The sequence below is a fragment of the Streptomyces sp. NPDC048590 genome (genome assembly GCF_043199535.1).
GTDB lineage: Bacteria > Actinomycetota > Actinomycetes > Streptomycetales > Streptomycetaceae > Streptomyces.
The window spans coordinates 37,037-55,020 of the sequence record NZ_JBICWC010000009.1; the positions used below are offsets into that span (position 1 = coordinate 37,037).

General features: G+C 72.4%; 21 protein-coding genes. 9 read left to right on the top strand and 12 right to left on the bottom strand.

The annotated features are described in order from the left end of the window. Positions 1-157: 157 nt before the first annotated feature. On the bottom strand, positions 158-871 hold the full coding sequence (locus tag ACGFNN_RS25160) for a VIT family protein (protein WP_393559168.1): 714 nt from the start codon (positions 869-871) through the stop codon (positions 158-160). 141 nt (positions 872-1,012) lie between these two features. On the opposite strand from ACGFNN_RS25160, the gene ACGFNN_RS25165 reads away from it, so the two are divergent. From ACGFNN_RS25165 to ACGFNN_RS25185, 5 genes are all read left to right on the top strand, one after another. Further along, positions 1,013-2,020: a DEDDh family exonuclease gene (locus ACGFNN_RS25165; RefSeq protein WP_362542556.1), complete on the top strand. Its 1,008-nt coding sequence runs from the start codon at positions 1,013-1,015 to the stop codon at positions 2,018-2,020. 63 nt (positions 2,021-2,083) lie between these two features. Then, a complete protein-coding gene (locus ACGFNN_RS25170) occupies positions 2,084-2,317 on the top strand; it encodes a hypothetical protein (RefSeq protein WP_078492597.1) in 234 nt (77 codons plus the stop codon). A gap of 69 nt (positions 2,318-2,386) precedes the next feature. Then, entirely contained in the window at positions 2,387-3,181 is a 795-nt protein-coding gene (locus ACGFNN_RS25175; RefSeq protein ID WP_393559170.1) for an SURF1 family protein, read from the top strand. 72 nt (positions 3,182-3,253) lie between these two features. After that, the gene (locus ACGFNN_RS25180; protein WP_393559172.1) at positions 3,254-5,047 is read left to right on the top strand and encodes a glycoside hydrolase family 15 protein; all 1,794 of its coding nucleotides are present in this window, start codon (positions 3,254-3,256) and stop codon (positions 5,045-5,047) included. Between the two features lie 4 nt (positions 5,048-5,051). Beyond that, a complete protein-coding gene (locus ACGFNN_RS25185; protein WP_393559173.1) occupies positions 5,052-5,807 on the top strand; it encodes an SDR family oxidoreductase in 756 nt (251 codons plus the stop codon). Between the two features lie 24 nt (positions 5,808-5,831). Here the strand turns inward: ACGFNN_RS25185 and amaP are convergent, their stop codons facing one another. Genes amaP through ACGFNN_RS25210 form a run of 5 tightly spaced genes read right to left on the bottom strand, consistent with a single transcriptional unit; the run spans position 5,832 to position 8,154 of the window. After that, the gene (amaP, locus tag ACGFNN_RS25190; RefSeq protein WP_393559175.1) at positions 5,832-6,410 is read right to left on the bottom strand and encodes an alkaline shock response membrane anchor protein AmaP; all 579 of its coding nucleotides are present in this window, start codon (positions 6,408-6,410) and stop codon (positions 5,832-5,834) included. Positions 6,411-6,414: 4 nt separating this feature from the next. Continuing rightward, on the bottom strand, positions 6,415-7,089 hold the full coding sequence (locus ACGFNN_RS25195) for a DUF6286 domain-containing protein (RefSeq protein ID WP_393559177.1): 675 nt from the start codon (positions 7,087-7,089) through the stop codon (positions 6,415-6,417). Continuing rightward, positions 7,086-7,439: a hypothetical protein gene (locus ACGFNN_RS25200; protein WP_393559178.1), complete on the bottom strand. Its 354-nt coding sequence runs from the start codon at positions 7,437-7,439 to the stop codon at positions 7,086-7,088. Before ACGFNN_RS25200 ends, ACGFNN_RS25195 begins: the two co-directional genes overlap by 4 nt. Next, positions 7,436-7,627 (bottom strand): hypothetical protein, encoded by a 192-nt coding sequence (locus ACGFNN_RS25205; RefSeq protein WP_362542577.1) that lies wholly within the window; start codon positions 7,625-7,627, stop codon positions 7,436-7,438. The genes ACGFNN_RS25200 and ACGFNN_RS25205 overlap by 4 nt, the downstream gene beginning before the upstream one ends. A 32-nt stretch (positions 7,628-7,659) precedes the next feature. Continuing rightward, positions 7,660-8,154 carry an Asp23/Gls24 family envelope stress response protein gene (locus tag ACGFNN_RS25210; protein ID WP_365527414.1) on the bottom strand — a complete coding sequence of 165 codons (495 nt, stop codon included), beginning with the start codon at positions 8,152-8,154 and terminating at the stop codon, positions 7,660-7,662. A gap of 94 nt (positions 8,155-8,248) precedes the next feature. On the opposite strand from ACGFNN_RS25210, the gene ACGFNN_RS25215 reads away from it, so the two are divergent. Next, positions 8,249-8,944 carry a hypothetical protein gene (locus ACGFNN_RS25215; protein WP_393559180.1) on the top strand — a complete coding sequence of 232 codons (696 nt, stop codon included), beginning with the start codon at positions 8,249-8,251 and terminating at the stop codon, positions 8,942-8,944. 38 nt (positions 8,945-8,982) lie between these two features. Here ACGFNN_RS25215 and ACGFNN_RS25220 read toward each other — a convergent pair whose 3' ends face one another. The 3 genes from ACGFNN_RS25220 to ACGFNN_RS25230 all read right to left on the bottom strand — a co-directional run bounded on the left by ACGFNN_RS25220 (position 8,983) and on the right by ACGFNN_RS25230 (position 12,097). Then, positions 8,983-9,774 (bottom strand): enoyl-CoA hydratase/isomerase family protein, encoded by a 792-nt coding sequence (locus ACGFNN_RS25220; RefSeq protein ID WP_393559181.1) that lies wholly within the window; start codon positions 9,772-9,774, stop codon positions 8,983-8,985. Between the two features lie 149 nt (positions 9,775-9,923). Further along, positions 9,924-10,145, bottom strand: coding sequence for a helix-turn-helix domain-containing protein (locus tag ACGFNN_RS25225; RefSeq protein WP_006123601.1), 222 nt, complete (start codon positions 10,143-10,145; stop codon positions 9,924-9,926). 353 nt (positions 10,146-10,498) lie between these two features. After that, positions 10,499-12,097, bottom strand: a complete 1,599-nt coding sequence (locus ACGFNN_RS25230) for an ABC-F family ATP-binding cassette domain-containing protein (RefSeq protein WP_393559182.1) — start codon at positions 12,095-12,097, stop codon at positions 10,499-10,501. Positions 12,098-12,340: 243 nt separating this feature from the next. Here ACGFNN_RS25230 and ACGFNN_RS25235 point away from each other — a divergent pair, with 243 nt between their 5' ends. Beyond that, complete coding sequence (locus ACGFNN_RS25235; protein WP_393559602.1) at positions 12,341-12,751, top strand: VOC family protein; 411 nt, start codon at positions 12,341-12,343, stop codon at positions 12,749-12,751. A gap of 22 nt (positions 12,752-12,773) precedes the next feature. On the opposite strand, the gene ACGFNN_RS25240 is transcribed toward ACGFNN_RS25235, so the two are convergent. From ACGFNN_RS25240 to ACGFNN_RS25250, 3 genes are all read right to left on the bottom strand, one after another. Beyond that, positions 12,774-14,072 carry a hypothetical protein gene (locus ACGFNN_RS25240; RefSeq protein WP_393559604.1) on the bottom strand — a complete coding sequence of 433 codons (1,299 nt, stop codon included), beginning with the start codon at positions 14,070-14,072 and terminating at the stop codon, positions 12,774-12,776. A gap of 185 nt (positions 14,073-14,257) precedes the next feature. Further along, positions 14,258-15,397, bottom strand: a complete 1,140-nt coding sequence (locus ACGFNN_RS25245; RefSeq protein WP_393559184.1) for an alpha/beta hydrolase — start codon at positions 15,395-15,397, stop codon at positions 14,258-14,260. A gap of 56 nt (positions 15,398-15,453) precedes the next feature. Further along, positions 15,454-16,113, bottom strand: coding sequence for a class II aldolase/adducin family protein (locus tag ACGFNN_RS25250; protein WP_393559186.1), 660 nt, complete (start codon positions 16,111-16,113; stop codon positions 15,454-15,456). A gap of 247 nt (positions 16,114-16,360) precedes the next feature. Between ACGFNN_RS25250 and ACGFNN_RS25255 the strand changes: the two genes are divergently transcribed. Both ACGFNN_RS25255 and ACGFNN_RS25260 read left to right on the top strand, forming a co-directional pair. Continuing rightward, positions 16,361-17,614, top strand: a complete 1,254-nt coding sequence (locus ACGFNN_RS25255; protein ID WP_393559188.1) for an anion permease — start codon at positions 16,361-16,363, stop codon at positions 17,612-17,614. Between the two features lie 12 nt (positions 17,615-17,626). Continuing rightward, complete coding sequence (locus ACGFNN_RS25260) at positions 17,627-17,848, top strand: hypothetical protein (RefSeq protein WP_362542601.1); 222 nt, start codon at positions 17,627-17,629, stop codon at positions 17,846-17,848. Positions 17,849-17,984 lie beyond the last annotated feature (136 nt).

Below are 17,984 nucleotides of genomic sequence, written 5' to 3' on the forward strand. Positions count from 1 at the left end.
CGTAGAGCTGTGCCGGGCGCCGGGCATAGATGTTGTTACCGACAAGTATGCGAGGGCCGGTGTCGCTCGGCTTTGGCGGTTTCCGCCAACCGTCCCGCCGCGGGATGTCCGGAACGGGCCCCGGCGGTCCGGGCGCGGCGCACCGGGGAAACCCGCCTCACACCCCCGCCGCCCCCAGCAGCACCCCCGCTCCGTACGTGACCGCCATGGCCACCGCTCCCCCGGCCATGTTCCGCAGCACCGCGGGGCGGGCCGGGGCCGCGCCGAGCCGGGCGCTCCACCAGCCGGTGAGCGCGAGGGCGGCGAGGACCGAGACGACCGTGACGGGGAGCCGTGCCGACGTGGGCGGCAGCACGATCGCCAGCAGGGGCAGCAGCGCCCCCGCGGTGAAGGCCAGGAAGCTGGCGCCCGCGGCGTGCCACGGGTTGGTCAGCTCGTCCGGGTCGATGCCCAGCTCGACCTCGGCGTGGGCGCGCAGCGCGTCGCGCCGGGTGAGCTGCTCGGCCGCCTCCCGGGCGAGGTCGTTGCTCAGCCCCTTCTCCTCCAGCAGTTCGGTCAGCTCGGCGAGCTCGGCCTCAGGGGTCTCCTCAAGCTCACGTTTCTCCGTGTCCAGGGCGGATTTCTCCGAGTCGCGCTGGGTGGAGACGGACACGTACTCGCCCGCCGCCATCGACATGGAGCCGGCGAGCAGCCCTGCCAGCCCGGCCGTGAGGAGGGTGGAGCGCTCCCCCGTGGCCCCGGCCACACCGACCACGATTCCGGCGGTGGAGACCACCCCGTCGTTGGCGCCGAGCACGGCGGCCCGGAGCCAGTTGAGGCGGGTGCCGAGCCCGCCGCCGTGGGGTTCGTCCTGCGTCCGCGTGTCCGTCATCCGGGCCCCTCTCGCCGCACCCGCCGCGGGCGCCTCCCGGAGCGCCTTCCCGCTGCCTCGGCCAACTACGCGACGTGCCGTCCGGGTTCACACCTCCCGGGCGCCCGGATAGTCCGCTGTCGGTCCCGGCCCGTATTCTCTGTGACCATGCTCGAGGACCGTCAGACCGCAGCGCCGTGGCCGGCCGCGTATCCCCAGGGGTACGCGGTCGTCGACGTGGAGACCACCGGACTCGCCCGCGACGACCGGATAGTGTCCGCTGCCGTGTACCGCCTCGACGCGAGAGGCGAGGTCGAGGACCACTGGTACACGCTGGTCAATCCCGAGCGGGACCCCGGCCCGGTGTGGATCCACGGCCTCACCAGTGAGGTCCTGGAGGGTGCGCCGCTCTTCCCGGCAGTGGCGGCCGAGCTGTCCGAGCGCCTCTCCGGCCGGGTGCTCGTCGCCCACAACGCCGCCTTCGACTGGTCGATGATCGCCCGGGAGTACGCCCGCGCGTCGGTGACCGCTCCGGTGGAACAGCGGCTGTGCACGATCGCGCTGGCCAAGGAGCTCCGGCTTCCGCTGCCCAACCACAAACTGGAGTCGCTGGCCGCGCACTTCGGTGTGGTGCAGCAGCGGGCGCACCACGCGCTGGACGACGCCCGGGTGCTGGCCGAGGCGTTCCGCCCGAGTCTGCACGCCGCGGCCCGGGGCGGGGTGCGTCTGCCTCTGCTGGAGTGCCGCCCCCTGACGGAGTGGTACGACTCCCCGGTCACCCCCCGGTCGGGTTACCGCCCGTCGCAGAGCCAGGGCGGCTGGCGCCCCTCGCGCAAGCGTCCCGCGTGCCCGTATCCGAACCCGGGACGCTACGAGTCGGACAAACCGCTCATGCAGGGCATGCGGGTGGCGTTCTCCGGAGACACCTCCGTCGACCGGGAGCTCCTGGAGGACCGCGCGGTGGAGGCGGGTCTGCACGTGGCGACGAGCGTCTCCCGGCTCACGAGCCTGCTCGTCACCAACGACCCGGACTCGGCGACGTCCAAGACGGTCAAGGCGAAGGCGTTCGGCACCCCGATCCTGGAGGAGAGCGCCTTCACCCATCTGCTGCGGGACGTGGCCCCGGCGAAGGCGGTCTCCGTGCCCAAGCCGTCGCCGTCATCGGAGTGAACCGGCGGCGACTCGCCCGCCACCCGCTCGCCCGCCGCCGCCCGGCGTCCCACCCTGTGGCGCATGGCACGTTGTGAGGTTTGCGGAAACGACTACGGCATGTCCTTCGAGGTGCACGCGCAGGGCGCGGTGCACGTCTTCGACTGCTTCTCCTGCGCCATCCACCGCATGGCGCCCATCTGCGAGCACTGCCGGGTGCAGGTCATCGGCCAGGGCGTCGAGGTCGACGGGCACTGGTACTGCGGGGGTCACTGCGCCCGCGCCGAGGGGAGGACGGGCATCGTGGACAAAGTATGACGGGTCGTTCTCCCACGCACGGGGGACCCTCCGTGCCGCACCCCATGGCCCCGGCTGTACGGTCATGGGGTGTACCGCTTCCTGTTGACCCGGCAGTGGGTGCTCGTCACCCTCCTCGTCCTCGCCATGATCCCGACGATGGTCGAGCTGGGTTTCTGGCAGCTGCACCGGCATGAGCACAAGGTCGAGCAGAACGCCCTGATCACCCGGAACCTCAAGGCCGACCCCGTCCCCGTCGCCCGTCTCACCTCTCCCGGGCACACGGTTCCCCGCTCGGACTACTGGCGGGCCGTGACGGCCACCGGGACCTTCGACACCGAGCACGAGGTCGTGGTGCGCCGTCGCACCTCCCGGGACGAGCGGATCGGCGTCCTGGTCCTGACCCCTCTGAACCTCAAGGGCGGCGGCACCGTCCTGGTCAACCGCGGGTGGGTCGAGGCGGCCGCCTCCCAGCAGACCTTCCCGAAGGTTCCGGCCCCGCCGCGCGGCGAGGTCACCGTCAAGGGGCGCCTCAAGGCGGACGAGACGACGAGCGCCAGCGGTATCAAGGATCTCGCGGGCCTGCCGGACCGGCAGGTGATGCTGATCAACAGTGCCCAGCAGGCTCACCTTCTGGGCCGCCCGGTGCTGGGCGGATACCTCGAACTGACCGATCCGGAGCCGGCCGGGGGCAGCCCCGAGACGATCGCGGCTCCCGACGACAGTTCCATCGGCCCCCATATGGCGTACGCCGTCCAGTGGTGGCTCTTCGCCGCCGGGGTCCCCGTCGGCTGGGTCGTCCTCGTACGCCGTGAGAAGCGCGACAGGGAAGAGGCCGCACAGGACGCCGAGGCGGCGCCCGAGCCGGAACCCGCGACCGCCTGAGGCCACGTCGGCAACGCTGTTCCCGGCGGGTTCGCTGCTTAGCGTGGCGCAGGTTCGGGAAGACGCCTGAACGTGACTCCACGCATCGAGGACTACGCCCTCATCGGCGATCTGCAGACGGCCGCCCTGGTCGGCAGGAACGGTTCCGTCGACTGGCTCTGCCTGCCCCGCTTCGACTCGGGCGCCTGTTTCGCGGCCCTGCTCGGCGACGAGGACAACGGACACTGGCGCATCGCCCCTCAGGGCGCCGAAAGCACCGAGAACTGCACCCGCCGCGCCTACGTGGACGACTCCCTCGTGCTGGAGACCTACTGGGAGACCAGGACCGGGACGGTCAAGGTCATCGACTTCATGCCGCAGCGCGACAAGGCCCCCGACGTCATGCGGATCGTCGAGGGGGTCAGCGGCAGCGTCGACATGAGCTCGGTGCTGCGGCTGCGCTTCGACTTCGGCTCCGTGGTGCCGTGGATGCGCCGCTCCCACGGCCACCGGGTCGCCGTGGCAGGCCCCGATTCGGTCTGGCTGCGCAGCGAGCCGCCGGTGAAGACGTGGGGCCAGCAGTTCAGCACCTGCTCCTCCTTCACCGTCGCCGAGGGCGAGAGCGTGGCGTTCGTCCTCACCTGGCACCCCTCGCACTCCCCGCGCCCCAAGCTGATCGACCCGCACAAGTCGCTGAAGCACACCCTCGCCGACTGGGCGAAGTGGTCGGCGAAGTGCACGTACCACGGCAAGCACCGGGACGCCGTGCTCCGCTCCCTGATCACTCTCAAGGCGCTCACCTACGCCCCCACCGGCGGTATCGTCGCGGCCCTGACGACATCGCTGCCGGAGGAGATCGGCGGGGTGCGGAACTGGGACTACCGCTACTGCTGGCTGCGGGACTCCACCCTCACACTGGTCGCCATGGTCTCGGCCGGCTACCTCGAGGAGGCCGCCGCCTGGCGGGACTGGCTCCTGCGCGCCGTGGCCGGAGACCCCGCCGACCTCCAGATCATGTACGGACTCGCCGGGGAGCGCCGGCTCCCCGAGACGGAACTGACCTGGCTGAGCGGCTACGAGAACTCCGTGCCGGTCCGCTCGGGAAACGCCGCGGTCAAGCAGCGGCAGCTCGACGTGTACGGAGAGGTCATCGACTCGCTGAGGGTGGCGCGCGACGCCGGGCTCGACGACAAGCCGCACGCCTGGAACCTGCAGCTCAGTCTGCTGGGCTTCCTGGAGTCCTCGTGGCGTGAGCCGGACGAGGGCATCTGGGAGATCCGCGGGGAGCGCCGGCACTTCGTGCACTCCAAGGTGATGGCCTGGGTGGCGGCCGACCGGGCCGTGCGCTCCCTGGAGGAGAACCCGGAGCTGCCCGGTGACGCCGACCGGTGGCGCGCGATGAGGGACGCGGTGCACGCCGAGGTCTGCGAGAAGGGCTACGACCCCGAGCGCAACACCTTCACCCAGTACTACGGCTCCCGGGAGCTGGACGCCTCGACGCTGCTCATCGTCCGTACCGGTTTCCTCCCGCCCGACGACCCCCGCGTACGGGGGACGGTGGACGCGGTGCGCGAGGAGCTCGCCCACGACGGTCTGATCCGCCGCTACAGCACGGCCGGCAATTCCGTGGACGGTCTCCCGGGTGATGAGGGAGCCTTCCTCGCCTGCTCGTTCTGGCTGGTCGACGCCCTGCTGCGGACGGGCCGCAGGGACGAGGCCGAGGCGCTCTTCGACCGCCTGCTGGCGCTGCGCAACGACGTGGGCCTGCTGGCCGAGGAGTACGACCCGGCGGCCCGGCGCCAGCTCGGGAACTACCCGCAGGCGTTCAGCCACATCGGCCTGGTGAACAGCGCGGTCGACCTCGCCCGGGAGGACTTGGCAGGATAGGGCCATGGATCTTGGACTGAAGGACCGTGTCTACATCGTCACCGGCGCGACCCGCGGGCTGGGCAACGCCACCGCGCGCGCTCTCGCCGCCGACGGCGCGAAGGTGATCATCTCCGGCAGGGACGAGAAGAGCGCCGCCGAGGCCGCCGCCGAACTGGGCCCGGACGCCGTCGGGCTCGGCGCGGACAACGCCGACCCGCTGGCCGCCAGGCGGCTCGTGGACGCCGCGAAGGAACGCTTCGGCCGGCTGGACGGCATTCTCGTCAGCGTGGGCGGTCCCGCCCCCGGCTTCCTGGCGGACAACACGGACGACCAGTGGCAGTCGGCGTTCGAGTCGGTCTTCCTCGGCGCCGTGCGCCTGGCCCGTACGGCGGCCGAGGCCCTCGGCGAGGGCGGTGTCATCGGCTTCGTGCTGTCCGGTTCGGTGCACGAGCCGATCGGCGGCCTGACGATCTCCAACGGGCTGCGTCCCGGTCTCGCCGGCTTCGCCAAGTCCCTCGCCGACGAGCTGGGACCCCGCGGCATCCGCGTCGTCGGCGTGCTGCCCTCCCGGATCGACACGGACCGGGTGCGTGAACTCGACGCCCTGTCAGGCGACGCCGAGGCCTCACGCGCGGCGAACGAGGCCCGTATCCCGCTGCGGCGCTACGGCACCCCGGAGGAGTTCGGGAAGACCTCGGCCTTCCTGCTCTCCCCGGCGGCCTCCTACCTGACGGGGATCATGGTGCCGGTCGACGGCGGCGCCCGGCACGGATTCTGACTCCGGCTCCCCGGCGCCCACGCTTCAGCTCACCCGCCGCGCCCGGTGCTTGACCGCCTTCAGCCGGACCTCGGCCGGGAGCTCCTCCAGCCCGGCCGAGGTCCGCGCGTGGTTCAGCGCCCCCTCGGAGAGCCCGCGCAGCGCCATGCCGGGCGAGACATGGGGCTCCATCATCATCCGGACCCTGGCCCGGGGGGCGGTGCGCCGGCCGGTCAGGGCGACCTTGGCATCGGACACCCCGTCGAGCCTGTTCGCCTCGTCGGCGAGCACCCCCTCCAGGGCCCTGCCACGCAGCAGCGCCCCCTCGCCGTCGCCGCTGTCGACCAGCACCTCGGCGAGACGGCCGCGGCGCAGCTGGGCGAGGAGCCACCACAGGGTGAGGATCACCAGAACGGCGAGGACGGCGATGACCGCGGGCCACCACCATCCCTCGTCCCGCCACCGGTACCGGTCGGCCTTGCTGAGCAGGACGTCGTCGGGGCCGTCGAAGGGCCACCAGGAGGGGACGGACGCTCCGAGGCCCGCAGCGAGGACGGCCCCGCCGACGACGACGAGGATCAGCCCCACCAGCCCGAGCAGGAGCCTGTTGACGGTCTTGATCACGGGGTCACCCCTTCTTCGCCGTCCGGCGTACGTGCACGGAGAGGCCCGGCGGCCTCGCGAGGTCCAGCTCCCCGACCGCTTCACCCAGCACGGTGTCCAGGTCGGCCCGGACGTCGTCGAGTTCCCGGAAGTGCGACACCGCGCGCACCTTCGCCCTGCGCCGGCCCATCTTCACCCGCACCGACTGCACCCCCGGCACCTCCACCGCCCGGTCCCGCAGGACCAGGGCGGCCGCGGTCCGGTCGAGCCCGGCCCGTACGCCGGGGTGACGACGGTTCATCGGGAGCAGGGCGCGCAGTCCGGGGGTGAGTGCCAGCAGGAGCAGCCAGAGGCCGAGCGCGGCGGCCAGGGCCGAGCCCGCCAGGACCCATACGTCGTCGAGGTGACGGGACGCCAGGTCGTCGGCGGCGGTGCGGCGCCACTGCATCGCGGGGTGACCGGCGCGCACCGCCGCGATGTCGTACAGCAGGAGCCCCGCACCTCCGAGGAGGATCAGGGCGACCACGGCCGCGGGGATCCTGCGTCCGGACCGGAAGCGGCCGGTCCTGCCGCCGGGGGCGTGGACCGGTTCGTAGGAGGAGCCGGACGCCGACTGGTCCATCTCGAGCACCCCGCCGGCCGGTGTCTCCACCGTGGGCAGACGCCGGGTGCTGTCGTCCGGCTCGTGGGGCTCGGTCATCGGGTGCTCCCCTCCGGTGCGGTGCCCTCCGCGGACGGATGCAGCCGCTCGACCCGCACGGCCACCTCGGGTACGTCCATACCCGCCAGTGCTCCTACCCGCTCGGTCACCCGACGACGCACCGCCGCGCTCCGGCGGCCGATGTCGCAGGGGTAGGGCAGATCGAGGCTGACCCTCACCCTGGCGGTGTCGCGGTGCACGGTGACGGTGGCGCGCGGAGCGTCGCCGTCCGGGGGCCGTTCGCCGACGGCCTCCTTCGCCGCCTGGGCGGCGATCTTGGCGACGACCCTGTCCGCGATCCGGGTCTCCCCCCGCCCAGCGGCGGGGACCCGGCCTGTCGCCGCCGTCACCGTCGCCGGTCGCCGCGGTCGCGACTCCGGAAGAGGTCGCCCGGCTCCAGGTCACCGTCCAGGAAGCGGCCGGCGATGAAACCGATCGCGCCCAGTGCGGCCACCAGCAGGAAGGCTCCGAAGCCGCCGAAGTAACCGGCGAAGCCGAGTGCCATGCCGGCCACCATGCCGACCACTGCCATGCTCATCGTTCACTCCTCAACTGCCGCGCTGGAGAGACCTACTGGACGCGGGACGCGGACTCTTCCTCGTCGTCCTCCTCGTCGGGCAGCTTGACGTCCGTGACCGCGATGTTGACCTCGACGACTTCGAGGCCGGTCATCCGCTCCACGGCCGCGATGACGTTCTCCCTCACGTCACGGGCCACTTCGCTGATCGCCACCCCGTAGTCGACGACGATCTCCAGGTCGAGGGCGGCCTGGGACTCGCCGACCTCCGCCTTCACGCCGCGGCTGACGGACTTGCCTCCGCCGGGGACCCGGTCGCGCACCGCGCCGAAGGTCCGGGAGAGGCCGCTGCCCATGGCGTGGACACCGGCGACGTCACGTGCCGCCATTCCGGCGATCTTCTCGACCACACCGTCGGCGATCGTGGTGCGGCCCCTGGTGCCGGGAGCTCCCCCGCCGCGCTTGGTGAGCTGGTGCTGCCTGCCCTCGTCCCCTCCGGTCAGGCTGCCGGGGCTGTCGGGCCGGTTACGCTGCGGGCTCTCGGTCATCGCCGCTCTTCCCTTCGGGGCGGGGTTGGACTTCCGTGGCCCACAGTAAGTGCGCTTCCCCGGTCCCGCGCCGTGGATGGGGCAGGGTGGAGCAATGACTACGGCTGACGGCCCGCACAGGGCCGACGGATGGGCCGCCGCGGTACGCGAGCGGCTCGGCCTGGGACGTCTGCTCCCTCTGGGCGGCCCCGAGGACGGTTCCTGGATCACGGAACGGGCCGCGGCAGGGGTGCTGCGGGAAGCCGCGTCCGGGTCGGGGGCCGCGGTGGAGAAGCTCAGGATCGATTCGGCGGACGTCTCCCGCGCCCCGGAGCCGGTGGTGCCCGGGCCTCCCGGGGCGCTGCCGCCGGGCCCGCTGCGGATCGAGGCCGACTTCTCCGCAACGGTCCGCAGGCCGCTGCCCGCCACCGCCGACGCGCTGCGGGCGGCGCTGCTGTCGGCGGCGGCGCAGCGGCTCGGTCTGCTGGTGGAGGAGGTGGACCTCCGGGTCACCGACCTGCTGGAGGAGGAACCGCCGCCGGAGGCCGGTGCGGGGGCGAAGGTCCGTACGGCGGAACCCGAGGACCTCGCGGGGACCGCGGCGGCCAGGGTCCCCGGCGTCGTCTCACTGACCAGGGCGCTGGGCGGCCCGGTCCAGGCCGACGTCGGCCATCTCCAGGTGGAGCTCGCGACGTCGGGGGATCACCGGGCGCTGGACGTGGCCCGGGCGGTCCGCGCCGCCGTGGCCGGGGCCGTGGAGGACCGCCCGACGGTGGCGGTGCTGGTCACCGCGGTGACGGAGCGCAACTGAGCAGGGCCCCGCCGTACGGGGCCCTGCCGGAAGCCGTCTCAGTCGGCGAGACCCGCGAGGTCGCGCAGCCGGCGGCCCTGGGCGGCCCGCTCGGCGACCCGCTGCTCCTCGTACGGGCGCGAGACGGCGCCGCTCAGCAGGGCCTTCGTCTCGACCACCGCGTCACGCGGAGCGGCGAGCAGGGCGGCGGCCAGGTCGGCGGCCGCGGCTTCGAGCTGGTCCGCGGGCACCACGAGGTTGGCGAGACCGGTCCGTTCGGCCTCCTCGGCGTGCACGAAGCGTCCGGTCGCGCAGATCTCGAGCGCGCGTGCGTACCCCACGAGGTGCACCAGCGGGTGCGTGCCCGTGAGGTCGGGGACGAGACCGAGGCTGGTCTCGCGCATCGCGAACTGCACGTCCTCGGCGACGATCCGCAGGTCGCAGGCGAGGGCGAGCTGGAAGCCGGCACCGATCGCGTGCCCCTGGACGGCCGCCACCGACACGATGTCGTTGCGGCGCCACCAGGTGAACGCCTCCTGGTACTCGGCGATGGTCGCGTCGAGTTCGGCCTCCGGGCCACGCGCCATGTCGAGGAAGGACGGCTCGCCGTCGAAACCCTCGGGGGCGAACGCCTGCCGGTCCAGGCCCGCGGAGAAGGACTTGCCCTCGCCACGCAGCACGACGACCCGCACACTGCCGGGAAGCGCTCGTCCGGCTTCGGTCAACGCCCGCCACAGAGCGGGAGACTGGGCGTTGCGCTTGGCCGGGTTGGTGAGCGTCACCGTGGCAACCGCGTCATCGACGGTGAGCCGTACGCCGTCCTTGTCGAACACAGGGTCGAGCGAGGTCATGGAGCGCCTCCGGATCGGGTGCAGTCAGCACTTACTGGCAAGTAACTGAACAGTAACCACCCGGACGACACGATGGTCGCCCGGGTGGCCACCCGATGTTCCGGTGAACTCCCGGAGCCGGCTGGACCGGCTCCGGCCTCCGGCCGCCGTCAGGCCGAGGCGGCCTTCTTGCCTCGAGTCGCCCCGCCGCGTCCCCGCAGCGTGACTCCGGATTCACTCAGCATCCGGTGGACGAATCCGTAGGAGCGGCCCGTTTCCTCGGCCAGCGCCCGGATACTCGCACCGGAGTCGTACTTCTTCTTCAGGTCTGCCGCGAGCTTGTCACGCGCGGCGCCGGTAACCCGGCTGCCCTTCTTCAGAGTCTCGGCCACCCGTGCCTCCTCAAGGAAGTGCGCTCTGGACTCTCATGATCACCCCTACCGTGCTTCCTGGCCACCCATTCGGCAAGGTACGTAGGACCGGATTCCACGCACCGGGACTGCCGGAGACAAGCGGAGTCCGGCATTCCTGGGGGTGTACGGAGGCCGCGGAGCGGACGGAGGGAAGAAGTTCCAGGTCAGGGCCGTATGGGGTGGGATGGCCGAAAATGAGTGCGCCCGGCAGTTATCCGCCGGGCGCCGCGCCGGGGTACGAGACGCGCTCCCCCAGATGATGGATCACCGATGGGCCGAATGATCCAGACGCACTGGATCACCGGCCCGGCCCCGGAGCACGGGGCCGTGGATCAGGCGAGGGCGACCAGGTCCCGGTAGTCCGCACCCCAGAGGTCCTCGACCCCGTCGGGCAGCAGGATGATCCGCTCGGGCTGGAGCGCCTCCACGGCGCCCTCGTCGTGGGTGACGAGGACGACGGCACCCTTGTACGTGCGCAGGGCGCCGAGGATCTCCTCGCGGCTGGCCGGGTCGAGGTTGTTCGTCGGCTCGTCGAGCAGCAGCACGTTGGCGGAGGAGACGACCAGGGTCGCCAGGGCGAGCCGGGTCTTCTCGCCGCCCGAGAGCACTCCGGCGGGCTTGTCGACGTCGTCGCCGGAGAAGAGGAACGAGCCGAGCGTCTTGCGTACCTCGACGAGGTCGAGGTCGGGCGCGGCGGAGCGCATGTTCTCCAGGACGGTGCGGTCGGGGTCCAGGGTCTCGTGCTCCTGGGCGTAGTAGCCCAGCTTGAGGCCGTGGCCCTCGATGACCTGCCCGGTGTCGGGCTTCTCGGCGCCGCCGAGGAGCCTCAGCAGCGTGGTCTTGCCCGCACCGTTAAGACCGAGGATGACGACGCGCGAGCCCTTGTCGATGGCGAGGTCGACATCGGTGAAGATCTCCAGCGAGCCGTAGGACTTGGACAGGCCCTCGGCCATCAGCGGGGTCTTGCCGCAGGGGGACGGCTCGGGGAAGCGGAGCTTGGCCACCTTGTCGGACACCCGCACCGCCTCCAGCCCGGAGAGCAGGCGCTCGGCGCGCTTGGCCATGTTCTGGGCGGCGACCGTCTTGGTCGCCTTGGCGCGCATCTTGTCGGCCTGGGAGTTCAGTGCCGCGGCCTTCTTCTCCGCGTTCTGACGCTCGCGCTTGCGGCGCTTCTCGTCCGCCTCGCGCTGCTGCTGGTAGAGCTTCCAGCCCATGTTGTAGATGTCGATCTGCGCGCGGTTGGCGTCGAGGTAGAACACCTTGTTGACCACGGTCTCGACGAGTTCGACATCGTGGGAGATCACGATGAAGCCGCCGCGGTAGGTCTTGAGGTAGTCGCGCAGCCAGACGATCGAGTCCGCGTCCAGGTGGTTGGTGGGCTCGTCGAGGAGCAGGGTGTCCGCGTCCGAGAAGAGGATCCGGGCGAGCTCGACACGGCGGCGCTGACCACCGGACAGGGTGTGCAGGGGCTGGCCGAGCACCCGGTCGGGCAGGCTGAGCGCGGCGGCGATGGTGGCGGCCTCGGCCTCGGCGGCGTAACCGCCCTTGGTGAGGAACTCCGTCTCCAGGCGCTCGTACTTCTTCATGGCCTTCTCGCGGGTGGCGCCCTTGCCGTTCGCCATCCGGTCCTCGTTCTCCCGCATCCTGCGCAGGATCTCGTCGAGACCGCGGGCCGAGAGGATCCGGTCGCGGGCCAGGACGTCGAGGTCACCGGTGCGCGGGTCCTGAGGGAGGTAGCCGACCTCGCCGCTGCGGGTGATGGTGCCGCCGGCCGGGGCACCCTCGCCCGCCAGGCACTTGGTGAGCGTCGTCTTGCCCGCGCCGTTGCGGCCGACCAGGCCGATGCGGTCGCCCTTGGCGATGCGGAAGGAGGCGGACTCGATGAGGATGCGGGCGCCGGCGCGCAGCTCGATGCCGGAGGCGGTGATCACGGAAGTACTCCAGGGCGGTATGGACGGCGGAGGGACACGGGGCTCACGACTCGACGCCGTCTAGTGCACAAGGAGAATTGCCATGGGACTCAGTCTACTGGCGGTGTCCACCTGCTTTTCCGCGCGCCGTCGGTGCCGTGGCCCTGGCCTGCGCCGTCGGTGGCCGGGGAGCGGCGGGCGGTGGAAGACTGAGACGCACATCACAGCGAAGTGGTGCGAGTCGCAGGAGAGAGGGTGAGCGCGATGGCTCCGTCAGGCAGCCTTCCCACGGTCTTCCCCGCGTTGGTCTACGACGACGCGCAGGCCGCGATCAGGATGCTGACCACGGCCCTCGGCTTCACCGCGGAGGCGGTGTACGAGGGTGAGGACGGCTCCGTGGTCCACGCCGAGCTGTCCTGCGGCAACGGCAGGGTGATGCTCGGCTCGAAGGGACACGGCGGCGCCTTCGCTGAGGCGATGGCCGGGGCGGGGCCCGCCGCGGTGTACGTCGTCGTCGACGACGTGGACGCCCATCACGCACGGGCCGCCGACCACGGCGTGGAGATCCTGATGCCGCCCACGGACCAGGACTACGGCTCGCGCGACTACATGGCCCGGGACGCCGAGGGCAACGTGTGGAGCTTCGGGACGTACGCCCCGGGGGCGTCGGGCTGACCCTCCGGGGCTCCGAGAGCGGTCACACCCCGCCGGTGTGCACCTGGAACGCGGCGCGGCGCACCGCCTTGGCGAGGGCCGGATCGGGGTGCGCGGCGGCCAGTGCTACCAGCACCTGGACGGTACGCGGATGCCCGACCGCCCGGACCTCCTCCAGCAGCGCGGGGACCGTGCCCTGGACGGCGGAGTCGAGATGGCGCACCAGCAGGCCCGTCTCGCCGTGGTCGGCCACGGCCGCGGCGGTGTCGACCCACAGCCAGGTGGCCTCCTCGCGGCTGAGGACGTCCTGGGCGTCGTCCGGATCGGTGCCCTCGTACTCGGCCAGCCAGAGCAGCGCGTACGGGCGGAGCGGTGCCTCGGTGACGACGGAGCGGACGACGGGCTCCGCGGGTGCGCCGACGACGCGCAGGGCCTCGAAGGCGAGTCCGCGCAGCAGCGCGTCCTCGCCGCGGGCGACGGCCAGCAGCTCGGCGACGGCGCTGCCGACGGTCCGGGCGGCGAGCCAGGCGCGGTACTCGGCGCGGGCCGGGCCCGGGGTGAGCCGTGCGCAGCCGAGCAGCATGTCGGCGGCCGACTGCTCGATGTTGCCGGCGGGGCTCTGGGCGGCTACGCAGATCTGCTCCAGCTTGACCCAGACCGCCCAGTTGCCCAGTGGGGTGAGGGTGGCGTGGCCGGCGCCCAGGGTGAGGGCCCCGACGGACGCGAGCCCTTCCAGGGCCCAGTCGAGCAGCAGGGCGTTCAGGCCGTCGGACCGCTCGCCGGCCGGTACGGGCCGCTCCTGCGGGCCGTACGGCACCTCGCACCGCTCCTCGTGCAGTTCGGCGACGCGCTGGCCCAGCAGGTCCAGGAGTGCGGGCACGGTGACGGGCCCGGCCGAGAGCTGGAGCAGCGAGAGGACCTGCGGCACGGCCTCGATGGCCTCCGCGACGGCGGTCGCCTCGACACCCTCGGGCGAGGCGTGGACGAGCGACCAGGCGTCGAAGAGCGCGACCCAGCCACGGAGCACGGCTGAGTCGTCCCGGTCCCAGGCTCGCAGCCGCCAGCCCGGACGGGCCGTGGTGCCGTGGATCTCCACCAGTCCGGCCAGCCTCGCGCGGTCCCAGCCCGCCCGGACCTGGGCCGGGGAGAGTTCCAGCGCGGCTGCGGCGCGTTCCAGCGCCCGGTCGGCGAGCGGGGCGGAGCCGGGGCCCGTGCCACCCGCTGCCCAGTGGGCGATGCGTACGGCGTCGGCGAGCACGGCCCTGGCCTGGCGCGCCAGTTCCGCCGGGGGCGGGGTGCCCTCGGGTGGACGGGGGGCCGGCCTGGTGCGCCGGGTCGTCACGGCCTTACGGGCGGTCGCCTGGGGTCGCGGGCGGACAAGTCGCAGCCTGGAGTCGCGCGGGGTACGGGACGTCACGAGGAGCAGTCTTGCCTCTGACGGGCCGAAAGCCCAAACGGAAGCCGTGTCACCAGCGTTCGCGGGGCCGCGGGGCCGGGTCACCAACCGGGCGGTTCCGTGCCATCAGCTCACATCAGGGGCGTGAGGAAGCGGCGGAGCGCCTCCTCGTAACCCGCCGGGTCGGCGTTCCACATCGCCCCATGCGGAGCCTGCTCCACGGGGTGCAGGGTCACCAGGTCCGGCCGGCGCCCGGCGAGCTCCCTGGAGGGCCCCCAGGGCGCCAGGCTGTCGCCGGGCCCGTGGAACAGCAGCGTGGGCACGCGGAGGGCGGACGGCACGGAGGTGTCCAGGAGCGGGGCACCGTGCAGTCCGGTCTGTCCCTGGGCGGCGCGTACGGCCAGAGGCAGCAGTGCGGCGGGGACGCCGCGGGCCGAGGCGAGCGCGCGCAGGGTGACCCTCCAGTCCATGACCGGGGAGTCGAGGACGAGGCCGCCGATGCGGTCGCGGAGGGCGGAGCTGACGGCCGCGTGCAGGGCCATGGAGGCGCCGGACGACCAGCCGTGGAGGATGACCTTGTCCGCCCCGTAGCGCACGGCGTAGCGGATGGCGGCGTCGAGGTCGCGCCACTCCGACTCGCCGAGATGGTTGAGCCCGTCCGGGGACCGCGGCGCCCCGGGGTCGCCCCGGTAGGCGAGGTCGAGCACCGGCAGCTGCTGGTCGTGCAGGAAACCGATGACGTTCAGGGGGTGTTCCCTGGTGGTGCCCAGGCCGTGCACGGTGATCACCCAGGTGTCGCGGGCGCCCGGCACGAACCACGCGGGCATGGGGCCGAGCTCTCCGGGGACCTCGACCTCCTTGTGCGTGAGGCCGAGGGCCGCGAGCGGGTCGCCCCGGTGGAGCTCCGGGGTGAGCCGGAGTCTCGCGCCCGGCTTGAGACTGCCGAGGGTGACGCGCTCCAGACCGCGGACGACCGTGTCGGCGGAGAGCGCGCCGTGGTGGGGCCGTTCCTCGACCACCGGGCCCACGACCGCGTGGATGCCCTTGCCGGTCAGCCCGTACACGCCGGGACGCAGCGCGGGGAAGGACCGGGTCAGGGTGATCCGTCCCGCCGCGGTGGCGTGCACGGTGATACGGCGGTCGCCGGGGAAGGGGCGTGGCGAGGGCGCCCCGAGGGCGGCGTCGCTGGCGTAGCGTCCGGCGGCGACCGCTGCCGCGCCGGCGCCGAGGACCGAGGTGGCGGCCACTGCCGCCGCTGTTGCCGGGCGCACGGCTTCAGTCTCCTGGGCCGCCACGGCGTCGGCCAGCGGGCGGGGGCCGTACGGGCTCAGCCGGGCTGGCCGTACCCCTCCAGGGCCCGGACCACGTCGTCGAGCTGGGCCTCGGTGAGGAGGCTGGGGCGGTGGCCGGGTACGGAGCTCGCGGTGAGCCAGAGCCTGCACATCCACTCGAGCTGCGCGGTGCGGTCGTATGCCTCGTCGAGGGTGGCGCCGTAGGTGACGGTGCCGTGGTTGCGCAGCAGGCAGCCGGTGCGGCCGCGGAGCGCCCCGAGCATGTTCTCCGCCAGCTCGGGGGTTCCGTAGCGCGCGTAGGCGGCGGTACGGACGGGGCCTCCGAGGAGGGCGGCGGCGTAGTGGATCAACGGCACCTCTGGGACGAGGGTGGAGACGGCCGTGGCGTGCACGGCGTGGGTGTGGACGACCGCGGCGGCGTCGCAGGCGCGGTAGACGGCCAGGTGGAGCGGGAGCTCGCTGGTGGGCACGAGGTCACCCAGGACTTGCCGGCCCTCCAGGTCGACGCCGACGGCGTCCTGCGGGCCGAGCCGGTCGTAGGGCACCCCGCTGGGGGTGACCAGCACGATCGGGCCGACCCTCGCCGACACGTTGCCCGAGGTGCCGACGACCAGCCCCTCCGCCGCCGTCCTCCGGGCCGTCGCGACGACACCGCTCCACGCCTCTTCGATCGCGCCCCGCTCCGCATCAGCCATACGGCGATCCTAGGGCGGGTGACCGAAGTCTCTTCAGTGGGGCATTTCGGGCGCGGGCGTGCGCTGCGTCGGCCGGTCGAGGCCAGGCCCCCCACCGGCCGACGGGGCTGCGGGAGGCCGGAGCCGGAGACAAGCGGAACGGGCATACGCGGTTGGAGTCACCGTGCCGCCCTGCCCAGTTCATCTTCCGTTCACCAAGGTTGCCTACGTTCCACGTGCCAATGACGTCGAACGATTGCCTGGGTAAATGGAACACATCACGCTGCTGCTCGCGATCGTGATCGTGACAGCTCTCGTGTTCGATTTCACGAACGGTTTCCACGACACCGCCAACGCGATGGCCACCACCATCTCGACCGGCGCTCTCAAGCCCAAGACGGCGGTCGCCATGTCCGCCGTGCTCAACCTCGTCGGCGCGTTCCTGTCCGTGGAGGTCGCCAAGACGATCTCCGGCGGGATCATCAACGAGGACGGCCTCAGAACCGAGGTCATCTTCGCCGCGCTCGTCGGGGCGATCCTGTGGAATCTGCTGACCTGGCTGGTCGGCCTGCCCTCGAGTTCCTCCCACGCTCTCTTCGGCGGTCTCATCGGCGCCGCGGTCATGTCGGCCGGCTGGTCCTCGATCAACGGCGGCACCGTCGTGACGAAGGTCCTGCTGCCGGCGATCGCCGCTCCCCTGGTCGCGGGTCTCGCCGCCCTCCTGGCGACGAAGCTGACGTACCGCCTCAACCGGAAGATCACCGACGAGGCCCAGCTGAAGTCGACCGCCAAGGGTTACCGGGCCGGCCAGATCGCCTCGGCCGGTCTCGTCTCCCTCGCCCACGGCACCAACGACGCGCAGAAGACGATGGGCATCATCACCCTGGCCCTGGTCACCGGCGGTGTCCTCTCCCCGGGTTCCAACCCGCCGGTCTGGGTCATCGCCTCCGCCGGGATCGCGATCGCGCTGGGCACCTACCTCGGCGGCTGGCGCATCATCCGCACCATGGGCAGCGGCCTCACCGACCTCCGTCCCCCGCAGGGCTTCGCGGCCCAGACGAGCGCGGCGACGGTCATCCTGGCCTCCTCGCACCTCGGCTTCTCGCTGTCCACCACGCAGTCCTGCTCCGGCGCCGTGATGGGCGCCGGTCTCGGGCGCAAGGGGGGCGTGGTCCGCTGGTCCACCGCCACCCGGATGTTCGTCGCCTGGGGGCTGACGCTTCCGGCCGCCGGCCTGGTGGGGGCGGGAGCCGAGTTCCTGACCAAGCAGGGGTCCTGGGGCGTCGCGGTCGTCGCCGTGCTGCTCGTCGCGGGTTCCGGCGCCATCTGGATGCTGTCGCGCCGCAAGCCGGTCGACCACACCAACGTCAACGCGACCGCCGAGGAGCCCCCGGGCGTGGTCACCACCGCCATCGCGGCCGTCACCCCGCCGCCCGTCGGCGGGCCCGCCTCGGACCTCAAGACCACCATCCCCGCTCCGGAGACCCAGGCCGAAAACCCGGCCCGGCCGGCCACGGTGTAAGGACGAATCCGCATGAACATCGACTGGGCAGCACTCGCCTCCGTCTTCGGCGTCAGCCTCGTGGTCACCGTGGCGCTGGTGGGTCTCTTCACGCTGGGCATCACCGGCCTCGCCAGGCTGGTCCCGTCGGCGCAGGGCGGCGGTGGCGGCGCCCTGGCGCGCACCGGCGCGTACGCCTGCTTCGCGCTGTGCGCGGGGGCGGTCGCCTACGGGATCTATCTCATCGTGGCCTGACGGCCTCGCTCCACGCACCGGGCCGGGACACTTCGGGTGTCCCGGCCCGGTGTGCGTCTCGGCACACGGAACCCTCGCAGGTCAATGGCAGGTTGACGGGTATTCGCGGCGCGTGGTGGACTGCCGGAGCCATTTA

Excerpts from the sequence above, each read along its gene's own strand:
- ACGFNN_RS25160 (WP_393559168.1), bottom strand. The coding sequence starts at position 871 with ATGACGGACACGCGGACGCAGGACGAACCCCACGGCGGCGGGCTCGGC.
- ACGFNN_RS25170 (WP_078492597.1), top strand. The coding sequence starts at position 2,084 with ATGGCACGTTGTGAGGTTTGCGGAAACGACTACGGCATGTCCTTCGAG.
- ACGFNN_RS25185 (WP_393559173.1), top strand. The coding sequence starts at position 5,052 with ATGGATCTTGGACTGAAGGACCGTGTCTACATCGTCACCGGCGCGACC.
- ACGFNN_RS25195 (WP_393559177.1), bottom strand. The coding sequence starts at position 7,089 with ATGACCGAGCCCCACGAGCCGGACGACAGCACCCGGCGTCTGCCCACG.
- ACGFNN_RS25205 (WP_362542577.1), bottom strand. The coding sequence starts at position 7,627 with ATGAGCATGGCAGTGGTCGGCATGGTGGCCGGCATGGCACTCGGCTTC.
- ACGFNN_RS25210 (WP_365527414.1), bottom strand. The coding sequence starts at position 8,154 with ATGACCGAGAGCCCGCAGCGTAACCGGCCCGACAGCCCCGGCAGCCTG.
- ACGFNN_RS25215 (WP_393559180.1), top strand. The coding sequence starts at position 8,249 with ATGACTACGGCTGACGGCCCGCACAGGGCCGACGGATGGGCCGCCGCG.
- ACGFNN_RS25220 (WP_393559181.1), bottom strand. The coding sequence starts at position 9,774 with ATGACCTCGCTCGACCCTGTGTTCGACAAGGACGGCGTACGGCTCACC.
- ACGFNN_RS25235 (WP_393559602.1), top strand. The coding sequence starts at position 12,341 with ATGGCTCCGTCAGGCAGCCTTCCCACGGTCTTCCCCGCGTTGGTCTAC.
- ACGFNN_RS25250 (WP_393559186.1), bottom strand. The coding sequence starts at position 16,113 with ATGGCTGATGCGGAGCGGGGCGCGATCGAAGAGGCGTGGAGCGGTGTC.
- ACGFNN_RS25255 (WP_393559188.1), top strand. The coding sequence starts at position 16,361 with ATGGAACACATCACGCTGCTGCTCGCGATCGTGATCGTGACAGCTCTC.
- ACGFNN_RS25260 (WP_362542601.1), top strand. The coding sequence starts at position 17,627 with ATGAACATCGACTGGGCAGCACTCGCCTCCGTCTTCGGCGTCAGCCTC.